General features: G+C 39.4%; 20 protein-coding genes. 10 read left to right on the top strand and 10 right to left on the bottom strand.

Features of this window, described 5'->3' with window-relative positions; all coding sequences use genetic code 11:
• The first annotated feature begins 65 nt into the window (after positions 1-65).
• The 7 genes from KO529_RS00480 to KO529_RS00450 all read left to right on the top strand — a co-directional run bounded on the left by KO529_RS00480 (position 66) and on the right by KO529_RS00450 (position 5,539).
• Entirely contained in the window at positions 66-710 is a 645-nt protein-coding gene (locus KO529_RS00480) for a hypothetical protein (protein ID WP_215945990.1), read from the top strand.
• 17 nt (positions 711-727) lie between these two features.
• Positions 728-1,162 carry a nitrous oxide reductase accessory protein NosL gene (locus KO529_RS00475; protein ID WP_215945989.1) on the top strand — a complete coding sequence of 145 codons (435 nt, stop codon included), beginning with the start codon at positions 728-730 and terminating at the stop codon, positions 1,160-1,162.
• Between the two features lie 114 nt (positions 1,163-1,276).
• The gene (locus tag KO529_RS00470; protein WP_215945988.1) at positions 1,277-1,570 is read left to right on the top strand and encodes a cupin domain-containing protein; all 294 of its coding nucleotides are present in this window, start codon (positions 1,277-1,279) and stop codon (positions 1,568-1,570) included.
• Complete coding sequence (locus KO529_RS00465; protein WP_215945987.1) at positions 1,570-2,808, top strand: nitrous oxide reductase family maturation protein NosD; 1,239 nt, start codon at positions 1,570-1,572, stop codon at positions 2,806-2,808. Before KO529_RS00470 ends, KO529_RS00465 begins: the two co-directional genes overlap by 1 nt.
• The gene (locus KO529_RS00460; RefSeq protein ID WP_215945986.1) at positions 2,805-3,515 is read left to right on the top strand and encodes an ABC transporter ATP-binding protein; all 711 of its coding nucleotides are present in this window, start codon (positions 2,805-2,807) and stop codon (positions 3,513-3,515) included. Before KO529_RS00465 ends, KO529_RS00460 begins: the two co-directional genes overlap by 4 nt.
• The gene (locus KO529_RS00455; RefSeq protein ID WP_215945985.1) at positions 3,508-4,290 is read left to right on the top strand and encodes an ABC transporter permease; all 783 of its coding nucleotides are present in this window, start codon (positions 3,508-3,510) and stop codon (positions 4,288-4,290) included. The genes KO529_RS00460 and KO529_RS00455 overlap by 8 nt, the downstream gene beginning before the upstream one ends.
• A gap of 31 nt (positions 4,291-4,321) precedes the next feature.
• Positions 4,322-5,539: a hypothetical protein gene (locus KO529_RS00450; protein ID WP_215945984.1), complete on the top strand. Its 1,218-nt coding sequence runs from the start codon at positions 4,322-4,324 to the stop codon at positions 5,537-5,539.
• On the opposite strand, the gene KO529_RS00445 is transcribed toward KO529_RS00450, so the two are convergent.
• From KO529_RS00445 to KO529_RS00400, 10 genes are all read right to left on the bottom strand, one after another.
• Entirely contained in the window at positions 5,536-5,934 is a 399-nt protein-coding gene (locus tag KO529_RS00445) for a group III truncated hemoglobin (protein WP_215945983.1), read from the bottom strand. The genes KO529_RS00450 and KO529_RS00445 overlap by 4 nt on opposite strands.
• Before the next feature lie 146 nt (positions 5,935-6,080).
• On the bottom strand, positions 6,081-6,422 hold the full coding sequence (locus KO529_RS00440; protein ID WP_215945982.1) for a 2Fe-2S iron-sulfur cluster-binding protein: 342 nt from the start codon (positions 6,420-6,422) through the stop codon (positions 6,081-6,083).
• Positions 6,423-6,428: 6 nt separating this feature from the next.
• Entirely contained in the window at positions 6,429-6,713 is a 285-nt protein-coding gene (locus KO529_RS00435) for a hypothetical protein (protein ID WP_247096129.1), read from the bottom strand.
• An 18-nt stretch (positions 6,714-6,731) separates the two neighbouring features.
• Positions 6,732-7,193 carry a hemerythrin domain-containing protein gene (locus KO529_RS00430; RefSeq protein WP_215945980.1) on the bottom strand — a complete coding sequence of 154 codons (462 nt, stop codon included), beginning with the start codon at positions 7,191-7,193 and terminating at the stop codon, positions 6,732-6,734.
• Between the two features lie 189 nt (positions 7,194-7,382).
• Complete coding sequence (gene ric, locus KO529_RS00425; RefSeq protein WP_215945979.1) at positions 7,383-8,108, bottom strand: iron-sulfur cluster repair di-iron protein; 726 nt, start codon at positions 8,106-8,108, stop codon at positions 7,383-7,385.
• Between the two features lie 5 nt (positions 8,109-8,113).
• On the bottom strand, positions 8,114-8,410 hold the full coding sequence (locus tag KO529_RS00420; protein ID WP_215945978.1) for a cupin domain-containing protein: 297 nt from the start codon (positions 8,408-8,410) through the stop codon (positions 8,114-8,116).
• Positions 8,364-9,326 (bottom strand): tryptophan 2,3-dioxygenase family protein, encoded by a 963-nt coding sequence (locus tag KO529_RS00415; RefSeq protein WP_215945977.1) that lies wholly within the window; start codon positions 9,324-9,326, stop codon positions 8,364-8,366. Before KO529_RS00415 ends, KO529_RS00420 begins: the two co-directional genes overlap by 47 nt.
• A gap of 106 nt (positions 9,327-9,432) precedes the next feature.
• Positions 9,433-9,867, bottom strand: a complete 435-nt coding sequence (locus KO529_RS00410) for an RrF2 family transcriptional regulator (protein ID WP_215945976.1) — start codon at positions 9,865-9,867, stop codon at positions 9,433-9,435.
• A gap of 112 nt (positions 9,868-9,979) precedes the next feature.
• On the bottom strand, positions 9,980-11,056 hold the full coding sequence (cydB, locus tag KO529_RS00405) for a cytochrome d ubiquinol oxidase subunit II (protein ID WP_215945975.1): 1,077 nt from the start codon (positions 11,054-11,056) through the stop codon (positions 9,980-9,982).
• A 2-nt stretch (positions 11,057-11,058) separates the two neighbouring features.
• Complete coding sequence (locus KO529_RS00400) at positions 11,059-12,390, bottom strand: cytochrome ubiquinol oxidase subunit I (protein WP_215945974.1); 1,332 nt, start codon at positions 12,388-12,390, stop codon at positions 11,059-11,061.
• A gap of 221 nt (positions 12,391-12,611) precedes the next feature.
• On the opposite strand from KO529_RS00400, the gene KO529_RS00395 reads away from it, so the two are divergent.
• The 3 genes from KO529_RS00395 (at position 12,612) to KO529_RS00385 (ending at position 16,023) form a co-directional block, all read left to right on the top strand.
• Positions 12,612-12,986, top strand: a complete 375-nt coding sequence (locus KO529_RS00395; protein ID WP_215945973.1) for a hypothetical protein — start codon at positions 12,612-12,614, stop codon at positions 12,984-12,986.
• Positions 12,987-13,122: 136 nt separating this feature from the next.
• The gene (locus tag KO529_RS00390) at positions 13,123-15,144 is read left to right on the top strand and encodes a TonB-dependent receptor (protein ID WP_215945972.1); all 2,022 of its coding nucleotides are present in this window, start codon (positions 13,123-13,125) and stop codon (positions 15,142-15,144) included.
• Between the two features lie 15 nt (positions 15,145-15,159).
• Positions 15,160-16,023, top strand: coding sequence for a hypothetical protein (locus KO529_RS00385; RefSeq protein WP_215945971.1), 864 nt, complete (start codon positions 15,160-15,162; stop codon positions 16,021-16,023).
• The last annotated feature ends 60 nt before the right edge of the window (positions 16,024-16,083 follow it).

The raw sequence follows: 16,083 nt of genomic DNA, 5'->3' as shown, positions 1-16,083 counted from the left end.
GTTGAAGAAGGGGACAACCATCCAATACATTTTTCGATTTGTAAATAATAAAATGACGATAAGAAATGAAAAATGCAAGTATAATAATGATCATTGGCCCATTATTTTTATTGGGATTGTTTGCCTTTCCTCTATGGAATATTATGCTGGGGGCACCGCAATATCCAGAACCATTGGGCATGAATATTCATATTTCGGGAATAGAGGGTGTCTCTGAATTTGATTTACAGAATATAGACGGATTAAATCACTATATTGGTATGAAGACTATTCCAAAATCCGGGGAAATGTGGGAATTTGGTGTTTTTCCCAAGGTTATCATTGGAATGGTGGTACTTGGAGTGCTTATAGGACTATTGGGATTCTTTGGAAAAGTGGATTTTAAATGGTTTTTGGGTTGGTTTGTCTTGATGTCCGTTTTGGGCGTTCTGGGTATGTACGACTTTAATGAATGGCTTACGGATTACGGTTCCAACTTGGATCCACATGCCATTATAAAGGTTATCAATGAGGATGGAACCCCTATGACTTATAAACCACCCTTGTTGGGATATCAAAAAATGTTGAATTTTGATGTTACATCCCTTCCAAGTATTGGTGCCTATATGATGTTTGTTGGAATGTCACTTACATTGGTAGCGGCCTATATTGGTTGGAAGAGCAAGAAATCAGGGGCAAAACAGCAATTAAAAAAAGCGGTAGCTGCATAATTTTTAGTACTTAATATATGGCGAACTACAGAATAGTTGTGTTTTTGTTTTTATTGTTGGCAGTTTCCTGCAATGTTGGTCCTAAACCCATTGCCTATGGATCTGATGGATGTCATTTTTGTAGTATGACCATTGTAGACCGGCAACATGCAGCTGAAATTGTTACGGATAAGGGTAAGGCCTTTAAGTTCGATTCCAGTGAATGTATGATGAATCACCTTAAGGACATAGACCAGGAGCAAGTAGCCCTTTATTTGGTTAATGATTACAATCAGCCTGGGGAATTGATAAATGCAACAAAAGCTACCTATCTGATCAGCGATCGCATTCCCAGTCCCATGGGCGAATTTTTAACGGCCTTTAAAACGGAACAAGCAGCAGTGGATGCACTAATGACTTATGAGGGGGACCTATTGACCTGGGAACAGTTAAAACTAAGATTTCAATTATAGACATCCAAAAAGCAGCCCAAGGGTTTGCTTTGGAAGCTAAATAAGAACAGGCTTATATTTTTCTTCTGCCATTTATAGGTGTAGGGAAATAATTGGCCTAAAAAAATAATGACTATGTACACCATTAGTGATGAGATAAAAAATCAGGAATACAATAAACTTCAGGTAAATAAATTGGTGAAAACAGATGCTTTGGAGATTTTGAATATTAGCTTGGAAAAGGATGCCATTTTCCCGGAACACACCGCCCCTACGGATGCCCAATTGATTGTTTTGGAAGGAAGGATAATCTTTCATATCAATGGCAAATCCTATTTCATAAGTGGGCATCAACATTTTAGTTTTCCCAAAAACGTGCCGCATTGGGTATCGGCCGAAGAAAATTCAAAATTTCTGATTATTAGATAATGGGAAGGATAGGAGTACTTTACTGCTTTCTATTATTGCTTTTTGCTAATCATTTACGGGCTGGGACCATCACGGTCTGCGGATCCTGTGAGGTGAAAACCATAAAGAAAGGCATAGCCGTAGCTGCCGATTTTGATACACTTTTGATCAAAAAAGGAACGTACAAGGAATTCAATATCCAAGTAACCAAACCCTTGACCATTATTGGAGAGAACTATCCCGTAATTGATGGCGAAGATAATGGGGAGATCATAACCATAGTTTCGGACAATGTAACCATAGATGGCCTGTTCATCATAAATGTTGGTACCAGTTATACGGCAGATTATGCCGCTATCAGGGTGGTGCAGAGCGAAAACTTTTTAATACAGAATGTGGTGCTGGAAAAGCTATTTTTCGGTATTTATTTGGAGAAGAGCAAAAACGGCAGGGTATATCATAATAAGATCATCGGGGATGCCGTGGACGAGTATAATTCAGGGAATGGCATACAATTATGGTATTCACAGAATATAGTTGTGGAGCGCAATATTGTTCAACATGTAAGGGATGGTATCTACCTGGAGTTCTCGGACAATATCACCATTGAAAACAACATTAGTTCGGACAACCTTCGTTATGGGCTGCACTTTATGTTCTCCAATGATGACATTTATAAGGACAATACCTTTGAGAACAACGGGGCAGGGGTAGCGGTCATGTTTTCCAAAAGGATAAAAATGTTGGGAAATACCTTTAAAAAGAATTGGGGAACCACTTCCTTTGGTGTGTTGTTAAAAGAGATCAATGATGCGGAAATTACAGGTAATACCTTTGAGGAAAATACAGTGGGTATTAGTATTGAAGGCTCCAATAGGATAAATTATTCAAAAAATAATTTCATAAAAAATGGATGGGCCATAAAAGTACGTGGAGCCTGTTATTCCAATACCTTTATCCATAATAACTTTATGTACAACTCCTTTGATCTGGCCTACAACAGCAATTTGAACGATAATATTTTTGAGGAAAACTTTTGGAGCGACTATACAGGTTACGATCTGGATAAGAACGGCACTGGCGATATTCCCTACAGACCGGTAAAATTATTTTCCTATATCGTAAACAGAACCCCCGAAACTATTATTCTACTTCGCAGTTTATTTATGGATATTATCGATTTTTCGGAAAAAGTTTCCCCTGTTTTCACCCCGGATGAATTAGTTGATGCAAAACCCTTAATGAAAAAAATTAAATGATACACGTTGAAAGCCTTCATAAGAAATTTGGTAAGAATGTGGTATTGGCCGGATTGGAACTCAATATTGACCAGGGCGGTATTTTTGCTATCCTGGGACCCAATGGTTCCGGTAAAACAACCTTGATCAAAACAGTGCTAGGGATGGTAATTCCCAATAAAGGGGCTATAACTGTAATGGATTCACCTGTTAGAAATAAGTGGAAGTATCGCCAAGACATAAATTACCTTCCCCAAATTGCCAATTTCCCAGGAAACCTAAAGGTCAAGGAATTAATAGCAATGATAAAGGATATTAGGCAAAAACCGAGCGACGAACAAAAGTTGATCGGCCTATTTGGATTGGAGCCATTCTTGGATAAAAAATTGAGCAACCTATCCGGAGGTACCAAACAAAAGGTAAATATTGTATTGACCTTTATGTTCGACAGTCCCTTGATTATTTTGGACGAACCTACCAATGGCCTGGATCCCTTATCAATGATCCGTCTCAAGGAACTTATTTCTGAAGAAAAGGCAAAAGGAAAGACTATTTTGATCACCTCCCATATTATGCAGTTTGTAGAAGAGGTTTCCGACCATATCGTATATCTGTTAGAAGGTAAAATTTACTTTAAGGGCAGCATTGCGGAATTAAAGACCAAAACCGGACAAAGCAATTTTGAACACGCCATTGCGGCAATATCAACCCACAGCAACCATGATTAAGATATTAAAATATAGTTTTTACGACCTTATGCGTAGCCGTTGGAGTTACGTTTATTTTCTGTTCTATCTGTTGTTGGGCTTTGTACTGTTGTTTTTGAACAATGAGCTCTCCAAGGCCGTTATTACCCTAATGAACGTTATTATTGTTCTGGTACCCCTTATAGGGACCATATTTGGCGTAATGTATTTCTACAACTCCAAGGAATTTACAGAACTCCTTTTGGCACAGCCCATTAAAAGATCGTCTATTTTTCTGGGCCAATATTTTGGGGTTGCCGGTTCGTTGACGGTGAGCTTGGTATTGGGTCTGGGTATTCCTTTTACATTATACGGACTGTTCCAAAGCAAGGCCATATGGGATTTTTCGCTATTATTGATTACGGGTGCATTTTTAACACTGATCTTTACTGCTATTGCCTTTAATATTGCCCTGTCCAATGAAAATAAGATAAAAGGTTTTGGGTATGCTGTCTTGGCCTGGTTGTTTTTGGCCGTAATTTATGACGGACTCTTTCTAATGTCATTGATCGTTTTTGAGGAATACCCCTTGGATAACCTTTCCTTGCTTGCCACCATGTTTAATCCAATAGACCTATCCAGGACCTTAATTTTACTAAAACTGGATATTTCGGCTTTATTGGGGTACACAGGAGCTATTTTTAAGCAATTTTTTGGGACCAACCTAGGACTTTTTGTGTCTATTATTATGTTGTTCCTATGGACGGTAATCCCGGTTTGGCGCTTGTCATATGTAGCCAAAAGAAAAGATTTTTAGTAGTACCTTTAGCCGAATTACATGATATTGCGTGATTGCTACCAGAACCCATATTAAAGTATCCCTAGGCTATTTTTTATTGGCTGCCTTACTTGGTGTGTTGTTGCGGACGTTTGTAGTTGCCCCAATGCCCATCAATTACCGGTTTATAGTGCATACACATTCCCATATAGCACTTTTGGGCTGGGTTTATATTGCACTGGCCAGCTTGTTGTACCATCTTTTTTTGGACAAGCAGGGTTTGGAGAGGAAGTACCGCAGGATTTTCTGGTTTACGCAGATCTGTTTGCTAGGGATGCTGTTATCCTTTCCCTTTCAAGGGTATGCCCTGTTTTCCATAATATTCTCCACTCTATTCCTTTTGGCTTCCTATTGGTTTTCCGCTTTTTTTATCAAATACGCTCCTCAATCCTTTAAGGGGACAAAGGCCTATAGCTGTGTGAAGTATGCTCTTTGGTTTATGATAGGATCCAGTGTAGGTCCTTGGTGTTTAGGTGTTATTATGACGGTTTTAGGGCCTGAATCCATATGGTACCGACTGGCCATTTATTTCTATTTACACTTTCAGTATAACGGATGGATGATATTGGCACTTATGGGGCTCTTTTTTAATTTGTTGGAACAACTTCAAATTAATATTTCCCCTAAGACATTTAGGTACTTTTTCCTTACTACGGTTCTGGGAATTATTCTGAGTTTTTTTCTGTCTACCCTGTGGACAGGACCTTCAATGATATATTACGTTTTGGGGGGGTTGGGCGCTGTATTACAACTAATAGGCTTCGGTATTCTGATAAACATCTGCCTTGGAAACAGGATGGTATTGAAATCGGCCCTTTCCCAACTTCAGTTGAATGTTTTAAAGTTGGTTGCCTTCCTATTGTTGGTTAAAATGATTTTGCAATGGCTTACCGCTTGGCCCTACTTTGCAAATTTGGCCGCAGCGGTTTTGGATTTTACTATTGGCTATTTGCATTGGACCTTTTTGGGGGTCATTAGCATAGGATTATTTTTCTTTTTGGAATTTTTTGGATTGATAAAACTGTCCAAAATGGCCATTACATTGTATTTGGGCGGTTTTCTGCTTACCGAAACCCTTATATTTTATAGGGGAATGGCCGCATGGTTGGGTTGGCCGCTGTTCGAAGATTATTCAATCTTTCTGGCAGGTGGAAGTATATTGATCCCTTTAGCGGTGCTGTTGATTTTTTGGCAATCCAAGGGGAACTTGGTAAAGTCAAGGGTTTAATTGCCCTTGTTTCTGTGTTGATAGATGTTCATATATAACATTGTGGACATTTTCTGGGCCCTATTCTTTGCAATCCACGCAACTTCCCCTTCAAAAAGCTCATCAATAGTGGCAAACCATTCGTTTAGCCAAAGTCCAAAATGTTCCGGGGTGATAGTATGGTTCATTTTCTTGTCCACCTCCTGGTGAACGGCAATAGGGTTGCCTATATATTTTCGTTTTAAGAGTAATTGACTCTCCCAAAAATCGGTCAATAATTCCAAGTGACTGTCCCAGTCTTTGATTATACCATTAAAAATGGGCCCCAATATTTGGTGCTCCCTAATCTTGGCGTAAAAGCTAACCACCAATAGGTTTACGTCCTGTCTTTCCTTAATTTCCGATTTTAATAACATAAGTTTTATCTAATAGCTCAGGGAATACTGTAAAGGTAGTCCGTTGAATTTGTATTTTATAATAATTGGCCCTTAAGTATAGGTGTTTGGAACACTTAATGCCCACACATGAAGTCCGTATGATTTTTTGCTGTCATGATTCCGGATTATTTTAGTCCGAAATCATTTTCCGTTATTATTTTGAAAACCAGATTATGTAGCTCCGCATTGATTGGAATTTGGCATGCCAATCTACTTTGGGGGGAGGCATCATCCAGTTTGGACAAAGTCAGTTTTTCATCGTGCTGCATTTTTGAACTTAACGAGCCCTCAAGAATTTGTATATGACATGTTCCGCACCATGCCCTGCCTTTACAATCTCCCCATTCCTGCAAATATTTGTCAAAAAGAAGTTCCATGAGGCTATGGTATTCGTTAGGCCTACAAGTTGCAGAATTGGTGTCCCCAAATTCGTCTATATAAGTAAAAGTGTAGGGTTCCTGCTTCATTTATTTTTAAATAAGATTCCCTATAATGGTCAAGATACTGAATAGAACGCTTAAAACTAATAGGTTAAAGGTGGTTTTGGCGTTTAATCTGGCCAAAACGGCACCGTTATAGGCCATGCATAAAATGGTTACCAGAAAAAGCAAGGTCAATTTGATTGCTGCAGGCATGTGGTTCATAAGGACGACCATAGCGGCAACAGATCCAATACAACTTTGGCCAATAATGGCAATGGTGGAATACCCTGTTTGTTCCCTTTTAAATTCGTTTAATAGTTGATTGTAAAGTCTCATAATCATCATATTTTATTGTTATTCCCAAAACTTATCTGTGGTATTTTCCAAAAATTTGGTTTCGTTATGATGTTCTAAAATGAATTGCAATTGTTGTTCGGTTGCCTCCTTCTGAATTTCATTGAACAGTACCCGTTCCTCAAATCGGATATGTTGCTCCAATTCTTCCTCTATATGGTTTAGGGACTTTGTTAGTTCCGAGCTCCTCTTGAAAAGGCGATCTAGCCTCCTATGTTGTGCAATTGCCTTTTTTATCAATATGTGGTCATTTCCGAGAATGGGGAAGATGTGTTTTTCTTCTTCTTCAAAATGGGGGATCAAATAGGTTTTGTAAAACCAATCAACGTAGGTCTTTATCCTATCTGTAGATACCCCTTTGGAAAGACCGGTCCTAATTTTCCATGATAGCAATAAACCTTGATGGTGTTCCCTGCTCAAAGGTTGTATGGCTTTATGTCTTTTTATGGGTTTAACTTTCATATCAACGTGTTTTATTATGGTTAAGGCCAATTTTAAAGTTCACCCTATTAATGTTTTATACAGCATAGGTTGGCGGCATGGTAATCCAATGAGGCACGGCGGGGGGAGACTATTTAAAGTATTGTGCCGCACCTTATTGGTTACAAAATTGGTAGTTTGGGAATAGGGCTATAGGTTGTTAGGTAACCTTTAAGCGCTTAATTCCTTTTCCAGAGCAATTGCTTTTGGAAAGAGAATGTTATTCTCCAAATGTATATGCCTATGTAGATCCTCTTCAAACTCCTGTAATAGTGAGAATGTAACTCTGTAAGTGTTGCAGGCATCGGCAGGTGGATTATAGTTGTTGCTCAACTCCTCTATAAGCCTAAATCGGTCGCCTTCGTTCTCATGTTCCTGCATCATCATTTGTATGGGATTTTGAATAGTGCCAAAATGTTGTTCTGCCAGGGCATTGCCATATTGTTTGTTTTGAACCATTTTACGTACGGCAGGGAAGACGATGAGTTCCTCTTTTTTCATGTGCATCGCCAGCTCTCCTGCACTTTTATTGAAATGCTCCGTAATTTCAAAAAGCTCTGGATGCCGGTCTCCATGGACCCGGCATAGTTTGGCCAGATATTGATTTAGAATCGGTATTTGGGCCTCAACATATCTATGATGTTTTTTCTCAATATAATCTGCCAATAGGTCCAAAGGCCATGTTTTAAAATCGATGTTGTCATCATTGGTTTGATGTTGCACTGTTTCAATTTCCTGTAAAAGGAGATTGGCGTCCAGCTTACTTTTTTCGGCAACCTCTACAATACTCCGGTTTCCCTTACAACAAAAATCTATTTTATGATTTTTGAATACTTGTGCCGTACGATAGTTTTCTGCTACTATTTCGCCAATATTCTTGGTCATTAAATTTTCCATAGTTATTAATTTTTAAAATTTATAATTGAATCCGTTGCCATAATGGCAACTGCCTTAAAATCATTTATTACGGTAAGACTATGTTTCAATCGTGCCGGAACCAACATAGTAGACCCTTTCTTTAATACGTAATTAGTATCCTTGGTTTTAAGTATGGCTTTACCCTCTTGGACAACAATGACCGCTTCATGGGAACTACTGTGTTCTGGCATGCCCATATCCGCCAAAGCCTCAATTTGTAATACTTTTAGGTTTTCACCTACCTGTAGGTGTGTCAATTGTGGTCTGTTCAATACTTCCATACTGTTCATTTTTATGATTAATTCCCCAGTTTTGTTTTTCTGATTCCGTCCATAAGCTTGGAAAGAATTTACGTTGCTGATATTTTGGATGGAGGTATTTTTTCCAATCCGAACCACCAGTGGCTTGCTTGTTTTCCCCTTTTTTGTCCAAATAGTGTTCGGCAGTGCTCAAATGGACCATGGGCCAATCAATATTGTACAGCTTGTCAAAGGTGCGAAGTCTGTTCCTGAGTGCATCCGGGACATAGGGCAGTTGGGCCAACTTGTCTTCCAAGGTATTGCCCATTACCGCTTTAGCTGTTTCCGTCAACACAGTGAGGTATTTTTCCTCAAAAAGTTGAAGTGTCAAGGTCTTTTTGCCGGTTTTTGGATCTGTTCCGGCATCTTTCCAATAAATATGTTCAAAACATTCCCTTAAATCTGGATTGTGGGAACCTTCTTTTTTATATCTATGGCTAATTAAGTTTTGCAATGAAGTACAATGCAGTTCAATAAACCGGAATTGCGCGGATTGAAAGCCACTGGCGGGCGTTAAGGTTTTACGAAAGGTATTGTAATCTTCGTAGTCCATTCCAACCTTCATAATGTCAAAGGAATTGATCAGCATGGAGGTGTAATGTATTAATCGGTCCACTTTATTAATTAAGTAGCCAGTAGTAGGTGCTTTTTCTCCTACTATCTGCTGTAATTCATGCAGCATCATCTTTAGGTATAATTCGGTTACCTGATGGTACATTATAAAAATGGACTCATCCTTAAAATTGGTCCGTGGTCTTTGTAGGGAAAGCAGTGTCTCTACTTCTACATAATCCCAATAGGTGATTGGTTTTGCGTGCAGTAGACCCTCCATATAGGTTTCGGGATTTTCCCCAAGGGATTGGTATTTTTCGACTAATTTATTGGTGATGTTCAACATGGAAGGATTGTTATTGATTTAATGATATTATTGACAACATGGGCTTGTTCGTAATTATTTTAGTTAAAGAGTTTAATACCTTTTTATCTTTTATTGATTTAAATTTTTATCTTTTCAGATGGGTTAGACCAATTTCCAAGCCTGTGGCCAATTCATAAAGGCTTGTATTTTTCAGCATAATCTTTAGATTGTCCCTGATTCCCACAAATTTATCGTGGACAGGACAGGGTTGACTGGCATCACATTGTTCCAGACCCAGACCACAGCCAACGAATATTTTGTCACCGTCTATGGCATGTACTATATCGTGCAATTTAATGGTATCTATTTTGGTTTCCTCGATCTGAAATCCACCAGTTGGACCCTTATGGGAATCTATGATTCCACTCTTTGCCAATGATTGCAATATTTTTGCGGTAAATGCCACAGGAGAATCTACCTCTTCCGCTATCTCTTTAAGGCTTACGCGCTCTTGCCGCATAGATTTAACAGCTATGTATATAGTTGCTTTAATTCCGTACTCGCAGGCCTTTGAAAACATATTGATTTTATATTTAAATCGTTACAAATATAATGCTTATTCTTATTTCGGACAAATTTATCCTAAATAAATAATTATTACAGTTTTTAATGGAGGTATATGGTTCTTAATACTAATGCTCCCCGTAGCCTATATCGTCCATTTTTCCTTTGAATACCCTATATTGAATAAATATATAGGCAATTAGAAGGATAACGGCAATTATAAACCAATTTATGCCTACTGAAAGGCCGTATTCATCTGCCGCTACATTGTAAACCGTCAAGGATGGATTTACAGAATTGGTAGATGGCAGGAGCTTTGGAAAAATAGATGCTGCGGTGGAGGCAAAACCTCCAAGGATAAATAGGGAGGAGAATATAAATCCTGCCCCATCCTTTTTAAAGGTCTTTATTAGGAAAAGTCCGAATAGGCCTATTAGGGTCAACAATGGAAAAATCCACAGCCATGGTGTTTCCATAAAATTATGAAAGGGCCTGGGGGCAATTACATGCCAAACCACAAGCGAGAGGATTACCAAAGCGAGTAGGACGAAATTGAGTCTAAAAATAACGGTCCTTAATTGGTTGTTGAGGTCCGAATTGGTCTTGTAGATTATCCAATTTGCGCCATGGATGGTTAGGGTGACCACTCCGACCAGCCCCAGTAAAATGGTAAACCAATCAATAATTCCTAGATGTTCTGCAGTTGGACTAAAAGTGGGATTCCATAACGGGAGAAAAAAATAGTGGGCTTCATGGGCGGAGACACCATTTTCCACCATTCCTAAATTTACGCCCCTAACAACATTGCCCAGGGCAATACCAAAGAAAAGGGCCAAGAGAAAACTGGCAATTCCAAAGGCTTTGTCCCACACCGACTCCCATAATCTGTTATGGATCTGACCTCTGAGTTCCAAGCCTATAGCCCTAAAGATCAGCAACCATAGAATCATGATCAGCGGCAGATAAAACCCACTGAATGAAGAGGCGTATAAGGTGGGAAAGGCAAAGAAAAGAACACCTCCCGAAGCGATTATCCATACTTCATTGGCATCCCAAAAAGGGCCAATGGCATTGGTAATGGCCTTCTTGTCCTTTTCTTTTTTTGCGAAAAATAAATGCACTATTCCCGCACCAAAATCATAACCATCCAAAACTACATAGATGGCCAACATACTCATTAAAACAACGTACCAGAATAATTCCATAGTTAAGCTTCAGCGGTTACAGGTCCTTTATTAATAATTTTACCTACAAGTATCAAAAATAGCATTCCCAACAATAGATATAATCCAATAAATCCCAATAAGGTGAACAAAGTATTTCCGGAGGATACCGTTGGGGAAATTCCTTCCGAAGTGCGCAGTAGGTTATATACCAACCAGGGTTGTCTACCCAATTCTGCGGTATACCAACCAGTGGTATTGGCAATATAGGGAAAGGGGAGGAAGAACAGCAGGGACCACAAAATCCATTTGGTACCGTATAGTTTTTTACGCCATAGCTGAAAGGCCCCCAACGCCATTATCCCTATAAATAGTGTGCCCAGACCAACCATAATATGATAGGCATAATATAATCCAGGAATATTGGTGGGATAGTTTTCCGGTTCAAATTCGTTCAATCCTTTTACTTCTGCATCCCATTTTTTGTAGGTTAAAAAACTTAGTATATTGGGAACCGCAATTTTATTGTCCAATTTTTTGTCGACCACGTTGGGCTGGCCAATCAACACAATTTCCGATCCGCCATCCTGGGTTTCAAATAGTCCTTCCATGGCCGCAAAAGTAACAGGCTGATGTTCCACCACATTTTTTGCCGCCCAATCTCCAGTTGGGAAGGCTACCAATACAGAGGATACAAGTCCAAATATTACCCCGGTCTTAACAAAAAGCTTACCGAAACTACTGTGCTTGTTGTTCAAAATATAAAAGGCCCCTATGGAAGCCATTACAAAAGATGCGGTTACCAAACTGGCCAACTGATTGTGCAAATAGGAGGGTAAAAGCCAAGGGTTAGAGAATAAGGCACCAAAATTGTTCAAGACAAATTTGCCATTACTTAATATTTCATATCCTACCGGATGCTGCATCCAGGAATGTGTGGCTATAATTAAAAAGCCACTGGCCCAGGAACCTAAAAAAACCAAGAAACCAGTTACAAAGTGCAATTTGTGTCCCAATAATTTCTCGCCGAACAAAAATAGACCCAAAAAGGAAGATTCCAGAAAAAAGGAGAACATCCCTTCCATGGCCAAGGTCTGCCCAATGATTCCCCCGGTCAATTCGGAAAATTTGGCCCAATTGGTCCCAAATTGAAATTCCATTGGTATTCCGGTAACAACCCCCATGGCAAAATTAAGGGCAAAGATCCGCATCCAGAATTTGGCGGCATCATTATAATGATCAATTCGGGTTCTAAGAAATTTCCATTTAAAATAAACGATGATCAGGGAGAGGCCCATGGTAAGTTGTGGAAACAAATAGTGGAAGGTGATAGTAAAGGCAAATTGCATTCTATCGTAAAAGAGCATATCCTCCATGAAAAAAACTTAAGGTTTATTTTGGCTTAAAATTAAATAACAAAAAATTAAATTAGGTAACAGTGGTTACTTAATTGCTTATTTAAATTGAATAAAAACAAATTAGTTCATTACCTGACAATTGTCATCTTTTTATGTTTTAAAGATGCATTATATTTGTGCAGTATTTTAAATATTGCAGTCTTTTGTCAGGAGGGATTGTATCAATTTGAAAATTAATAATGAAACATTTAATCTTATTTGTCGCTATAATTATGCTGATAAAGCCACTTTGGCCTATAGCTGAATATGCGGTAAATTACGATTATATTGTTGAGAATCTGTGCGAAAACAGGGCTACCCCTTCCTTGCATTGCGATGGTAAATGTTACCTGGCAAAACAATTGGCCAAAGAATCGGAGGGAAGCGATAAAAATCCGTTTGAGGGCAAACGATTCAATTTGGAAATCCAGTACATTTCTTCATTCGGCCCATTATTCGTTCTTGGCTCGGCCAATGAATGGGGTGTTACCGTTCAAAACAATTATAAGGGAATCCAAACTTTGATTCCCGGACTATATACTACAGATATTGCACAGCCACCAGAGCTGGGATAATTCAATCATCGTCATAAAGGTATTGGGTGCTTATTCTAATCCTTGTACAGGGCTTATGGCGTCTTAAAGGAATTGTATTATCTAAATAAATCAAATGAACATTTTTAAATGTGTCCATAAGGTGTGTACAATACTTATGGAAACAAGCAGACCTATATACATTTGGGTGTTGTTGTTGGGGATATTTATTTTTCCCATTAACATTGGTGCACAGGAGTTGGTTTTGCCAAAGGATTCGATCATAACGATCAATTTGGACGAAGTTATTCTTATTTCGGCCAGAAAGACTTTGGATTACCACCGCCAGCCCAAACCCCTCTCTACTTTGGACGAGTATCTGGAATCCTCTAAAAAGGTAGATATGGTGAAACGTGGAGCTTATGCCTGGGAACCTACTTTGAACAATATGTTTTCGGAACGTCTTTCTGTAACTATTGATGGAATGAGGATTTTTGGAGCATGTACAGACAAGATGGACCCCGTAACCTCCTATGTGGATGTGTCCAATTTATCACAGGCGCATATAGCTTCCGGCCAGCAGGGCACCGAACACGGAAACACCATTGGTGGGGCCATTAATTTGGAGCTCGATCGGGGGAATTTTAAGGAAACGGGACTATATGGTGGAGTGGAGACAGGTTTTGAAAGCAACAACCAAATGAGTGTTGTTGGGGCCGAACTTAATTATTCTAATTCCAATTTCTACCTGGATACGGATATTATTTATCGCAAGGCAGAAAATTATTTTGCCGGGGGCGATGAAGAAGTTGAGTTCTCCCAATTTGAGAAATATAATTTCTCCGCCAATGGGGGCTATAAAATTGCCGAAGATCAAGCACTGACAGCGAGCCTTATTTACGATGAGGCCAGGGATGTAGGTTATCCTGCATTGACTATGGACGTTTCCTTGGCAAGGGCCATCATTGCATCTGTAGGTTTTGAGCAGGATGCTCTATGGGGCAGTTTAAGCAATTGGAAATCCAAGCTATATTTTAATAAAGTAACCCATGTCATGGACGATACCAAACGGCCAGATGTACCCATCCACATGGATATGCCGGGTTGGAGCGATACCTATGGCTTTTACTCCCAAGCAGCACTGCAGGCCAAAAAGCATCAATTTTTATTTAAGGTAGATGGGTATTACAATAAATCCTTGGCAGAAATGACAATGTACCCCAATGACCCAAATGAGTTGCCCATGTTTATGCTCACCTGGCCCGATGTACGCACCGCCAATGGTGGGGTCTATGCGGAGGATGAGCTGGATCTGAATGGTAGTTCTCTTAAAATAGCGACCAGGATGACCGTTCAGAACCAGAATGTTGCGGACGAGTTTGGATTGAATAGTCTAAAGATTTTTTATCCGGAGATGGAGAAATCCAAAACTCGGTTCCTGAAAAGTATTTCTGGGCAATGGCATAAAATGTGGATGCCATGGCATATTAATGCGGGACTTTCTTATGGTGATAGGGCGCCTTCCGTGACCGAAGGCTATGGGTTTTATTTGTTCAACAGCTTCGATAACCATGATTATATTGGGGACCCGGGACTTGCCAACGAAAAATCCATGGAGGCCAATACCAAGATCTCTTGGGAAAAATCCAAGTTTAAGCTCAGTGCCGAGGCTAATTTTTTCCATATCAAGGATTATATCATAGGGGAAGTAGATCCTTCCCTTAGTGTAATGACCATAGGGGCGGAGGGAGTAAAGATCTACAAGAACCTGGAATACGCCAATTTGTTCAACACTTCCTTGGATATGGAATACGCCATTCTGCCAGAACTGAAATGGTCCGGATTGATCTCCTATCATCTAGGTACGGACAATAACGGTGGCAACATACCTTTTATAAGTCCATTTTCTTACCGCTCAGGTTTTCAATTTGACAATAGGTCATTTTCAGCGGCCTTAAGGATAACCGGATCAGGAAAACAAGTGAACTATAACCCGGCTTTCGGGGAAGATCAAACACAGGCCTATACGGTTTTTTCCTTGACCTTTGGCAAGACTTTTAAATTTAACAACGATTCCATGTATGCGAAGTTCGGGGTAGAGAATATTTTTGATGAAAACTACTCCACCTATACCGATTGGAAAAACATCCCACGTATGGGGCGAAACTTCTTCTTAACACTTTCTTATTCAATTAATTAAAAAAAAAATAAACATATGAAAACAATAAAACTAGGTTTGGTAACATTAATAGCTGCTATAGGGTTGATATCCTGTTCATCTGATGGGGACGATACACCAAAAAATGAAGTAGATCCTTTGGCCGAATTTAATTTGGTAACAAATATTGAGGCAAATGGCCACAGTCTGGAACTGTACTCCGAGGGGAAAACGGGTTTTACGACCGGATACAACGAACTTTTTGTACGTATTAAAAATAATGCCGATGATACGTATTATGCCAATCCTGAGATTACATGGATGCCCGTAATGCATATGATGAGTATGAACCATTCCTGTCCAACATCCGAATTAAGTATTACGGATGATTACGACACGGTGGCCAAGGGGTATATTGTATTTCAGATGCCGGGAAACGCGGATGAATTCTGGGACATAACCTTTACTTACGAGGTAGAGGGGCAGGAATTTTCGGTAACAGAAACCGTAGATGTTACGGCGCCAAGCGATGGTAAACAAAAGGTTTCTGTATTTATGGGAAGTGATGATGTAAGGTACGTTTTGGCCATGGTTGAGCCAACGGATCCAGAAGTTGCCATTAACGATATACAGGCCATGCTGTTTAAAATGGAAAGTATGATGAGTTTTCCCATTGTGGAAAATTATTCCGTAACACTTGATCCACGTATGCCTAGTATGGGTAACCATAGTTCCCCCAACAATGAAGATTTAACTTATGATGCTGCCACCAAATCGTATAACGGAAAACTGTCCTTGACCATGACGGGGTATTGGAAACTTAATCTAAAACTGTTGAACAGTACCGGAGATGTATTAAAAGGTGAAGATATTACCGATGAAAACGAAGCAAGTAGTTTGTACTTTGAATTGGAATTTTAGACAGCATTTATATGCTATATAAAAAAGGCTGCCCATTGGGCAGCCTTTTTTTGTATGTAA

Source organism: Arenibacter algicola (genome assembly GCF_018860365.1).
GTDB classification, from domain to species: domain Bacteria; phylum Bacteroidota; class Bacteroidia; order Flavobacteriales; family Flavobacteriaceae; genus Arenibacter; species Arenibacter algicola_B.
The sequence above is the reverse complement of the archived record's forward strand: the minus strand, read 5'-3'. Positions and strand labels throughout refer to the sequence as shown.

Coding starts and splice junctions, on each gene's coding strand:
- KO529_RS00480 (WP_215945990.1), top strand. CDS start 66: ATGAAAAATGCAAGTATAATAATGATCATTGGCCCATTATTTTTATTG.
- KO529_RS00475 (WP_215945989.1), top strand. CDS start 728: ATGGCGAACTACAGAATAGTTGTGTTTTTGTTTTTATTGTTGGCAGTT.
- KO529_RS00470 (WP_215945988.1), top strand. CDS start 1,277: ATGTACACCATTAGTGATGAGATAAAAAATCAGGAATACAATAAACTT.
- KO529_RS00465 (WP_215945987.1), top strand. CDS start 1,570: ATGGGAAGGATAGGAGTACTTTACTGCTTTCTATTATTGCTTTTTGCT.
- KO529_RS00460 (WP_215945986.1), top strand. CDS start 2,805: ATGATACACGTTGAAAGCCTTCATAAGAAATTTGGTAAGAATGTGGTA.
- KO529_RS00455 (WP_215945985.1), top strand. CDS start 3,508: ATGATTAAGATATTAAAATATAGTTTTTACGACCTTATGCGTAGCCGT.
- KO529_RS00445 (WP_215945983.1), bottom strand. CDS start 5,934: ATGTTATTAAAATCGGAAATTAAGGAAAGACAGGACGTAAACCTATTG.
- KO529_RS00440 (WP_215945982.1), bottom strand. CDS start 6,422: ATGAAGCAGGAACCCTACACTTTTACTTATATAGACGAATTTGGGGAC.
- KO529_RS00435 (WP_247096129.1), bottom strand. CDS start 6,713: ATGAGACTTTACAATCAACTATTAAACGAATTTAAAAGGGAACAAACA.
- KO529_RS00430 (WP_215945980.1), bottom strand. CDS start 7,193: ATGAAAGTTAAACCCATAAAAAGACATAAAGCCATACAACCTTTGAGC.
- ric (WP_215945979.1), bottom strand. CDS start 8,108: ATGGAAAATTTAATGACCAAGAATATTGGCGAAATAGTAGCAGAAAAC.
- KO529_RS00420 (WP_215945978.1), bottom strand. CDS start 8,410: ATGGAAGTATTGAACAGACCACAATTGACACACCTACAGGTAGGTGAA.
- KO529_RS00415 (WP_215945977.1), bottom strand. CDS start 9,326: ATGTTGAACATCACCAATAAATTAGTCGAAAAATACCAATCCCTTGGG.
- KO529_RS00410 (WP_215945976.1), bottom strand. CDS start 9,867: ATGTTTTCAAAGGCCTGCGAGTACGGAATTAAAGCAACTATATACATA.
- cydB (WP_215945975.1), bottom strand. CDS start 11,056: ATGGAATTATTCTGGTACGTTGTTTTAATGAGTATGTTGGCCATCTAT.
- KO529_RS00400 (WP_215945974.1), bottom strand. CDS start 12,390: ATGGAGGATATGCTCTTTTACGATAGAATGCAATTTGCCTTTACTATC.
- KO529_RS00395 (WP_215945973.1), top strand. CDS start 12,612: ATGAAACATTTAATCTTATTTGTCGCTATAATTATGCTGATAAAGCCA.
- KO529_RS00390 (WP_215945972.1), top strand. CDS start 13,123: ATGGAAACAAGCAGACCTATATACATTTGGGTGTTGTTGTTGGGGATA.
- KO529_RS00385 (WP_215945971.1), top strand. CDS start 15,160: ATGAAAACAATAAAACTAGGTTTGGTAACATTAATAGCTGCTATAGGG.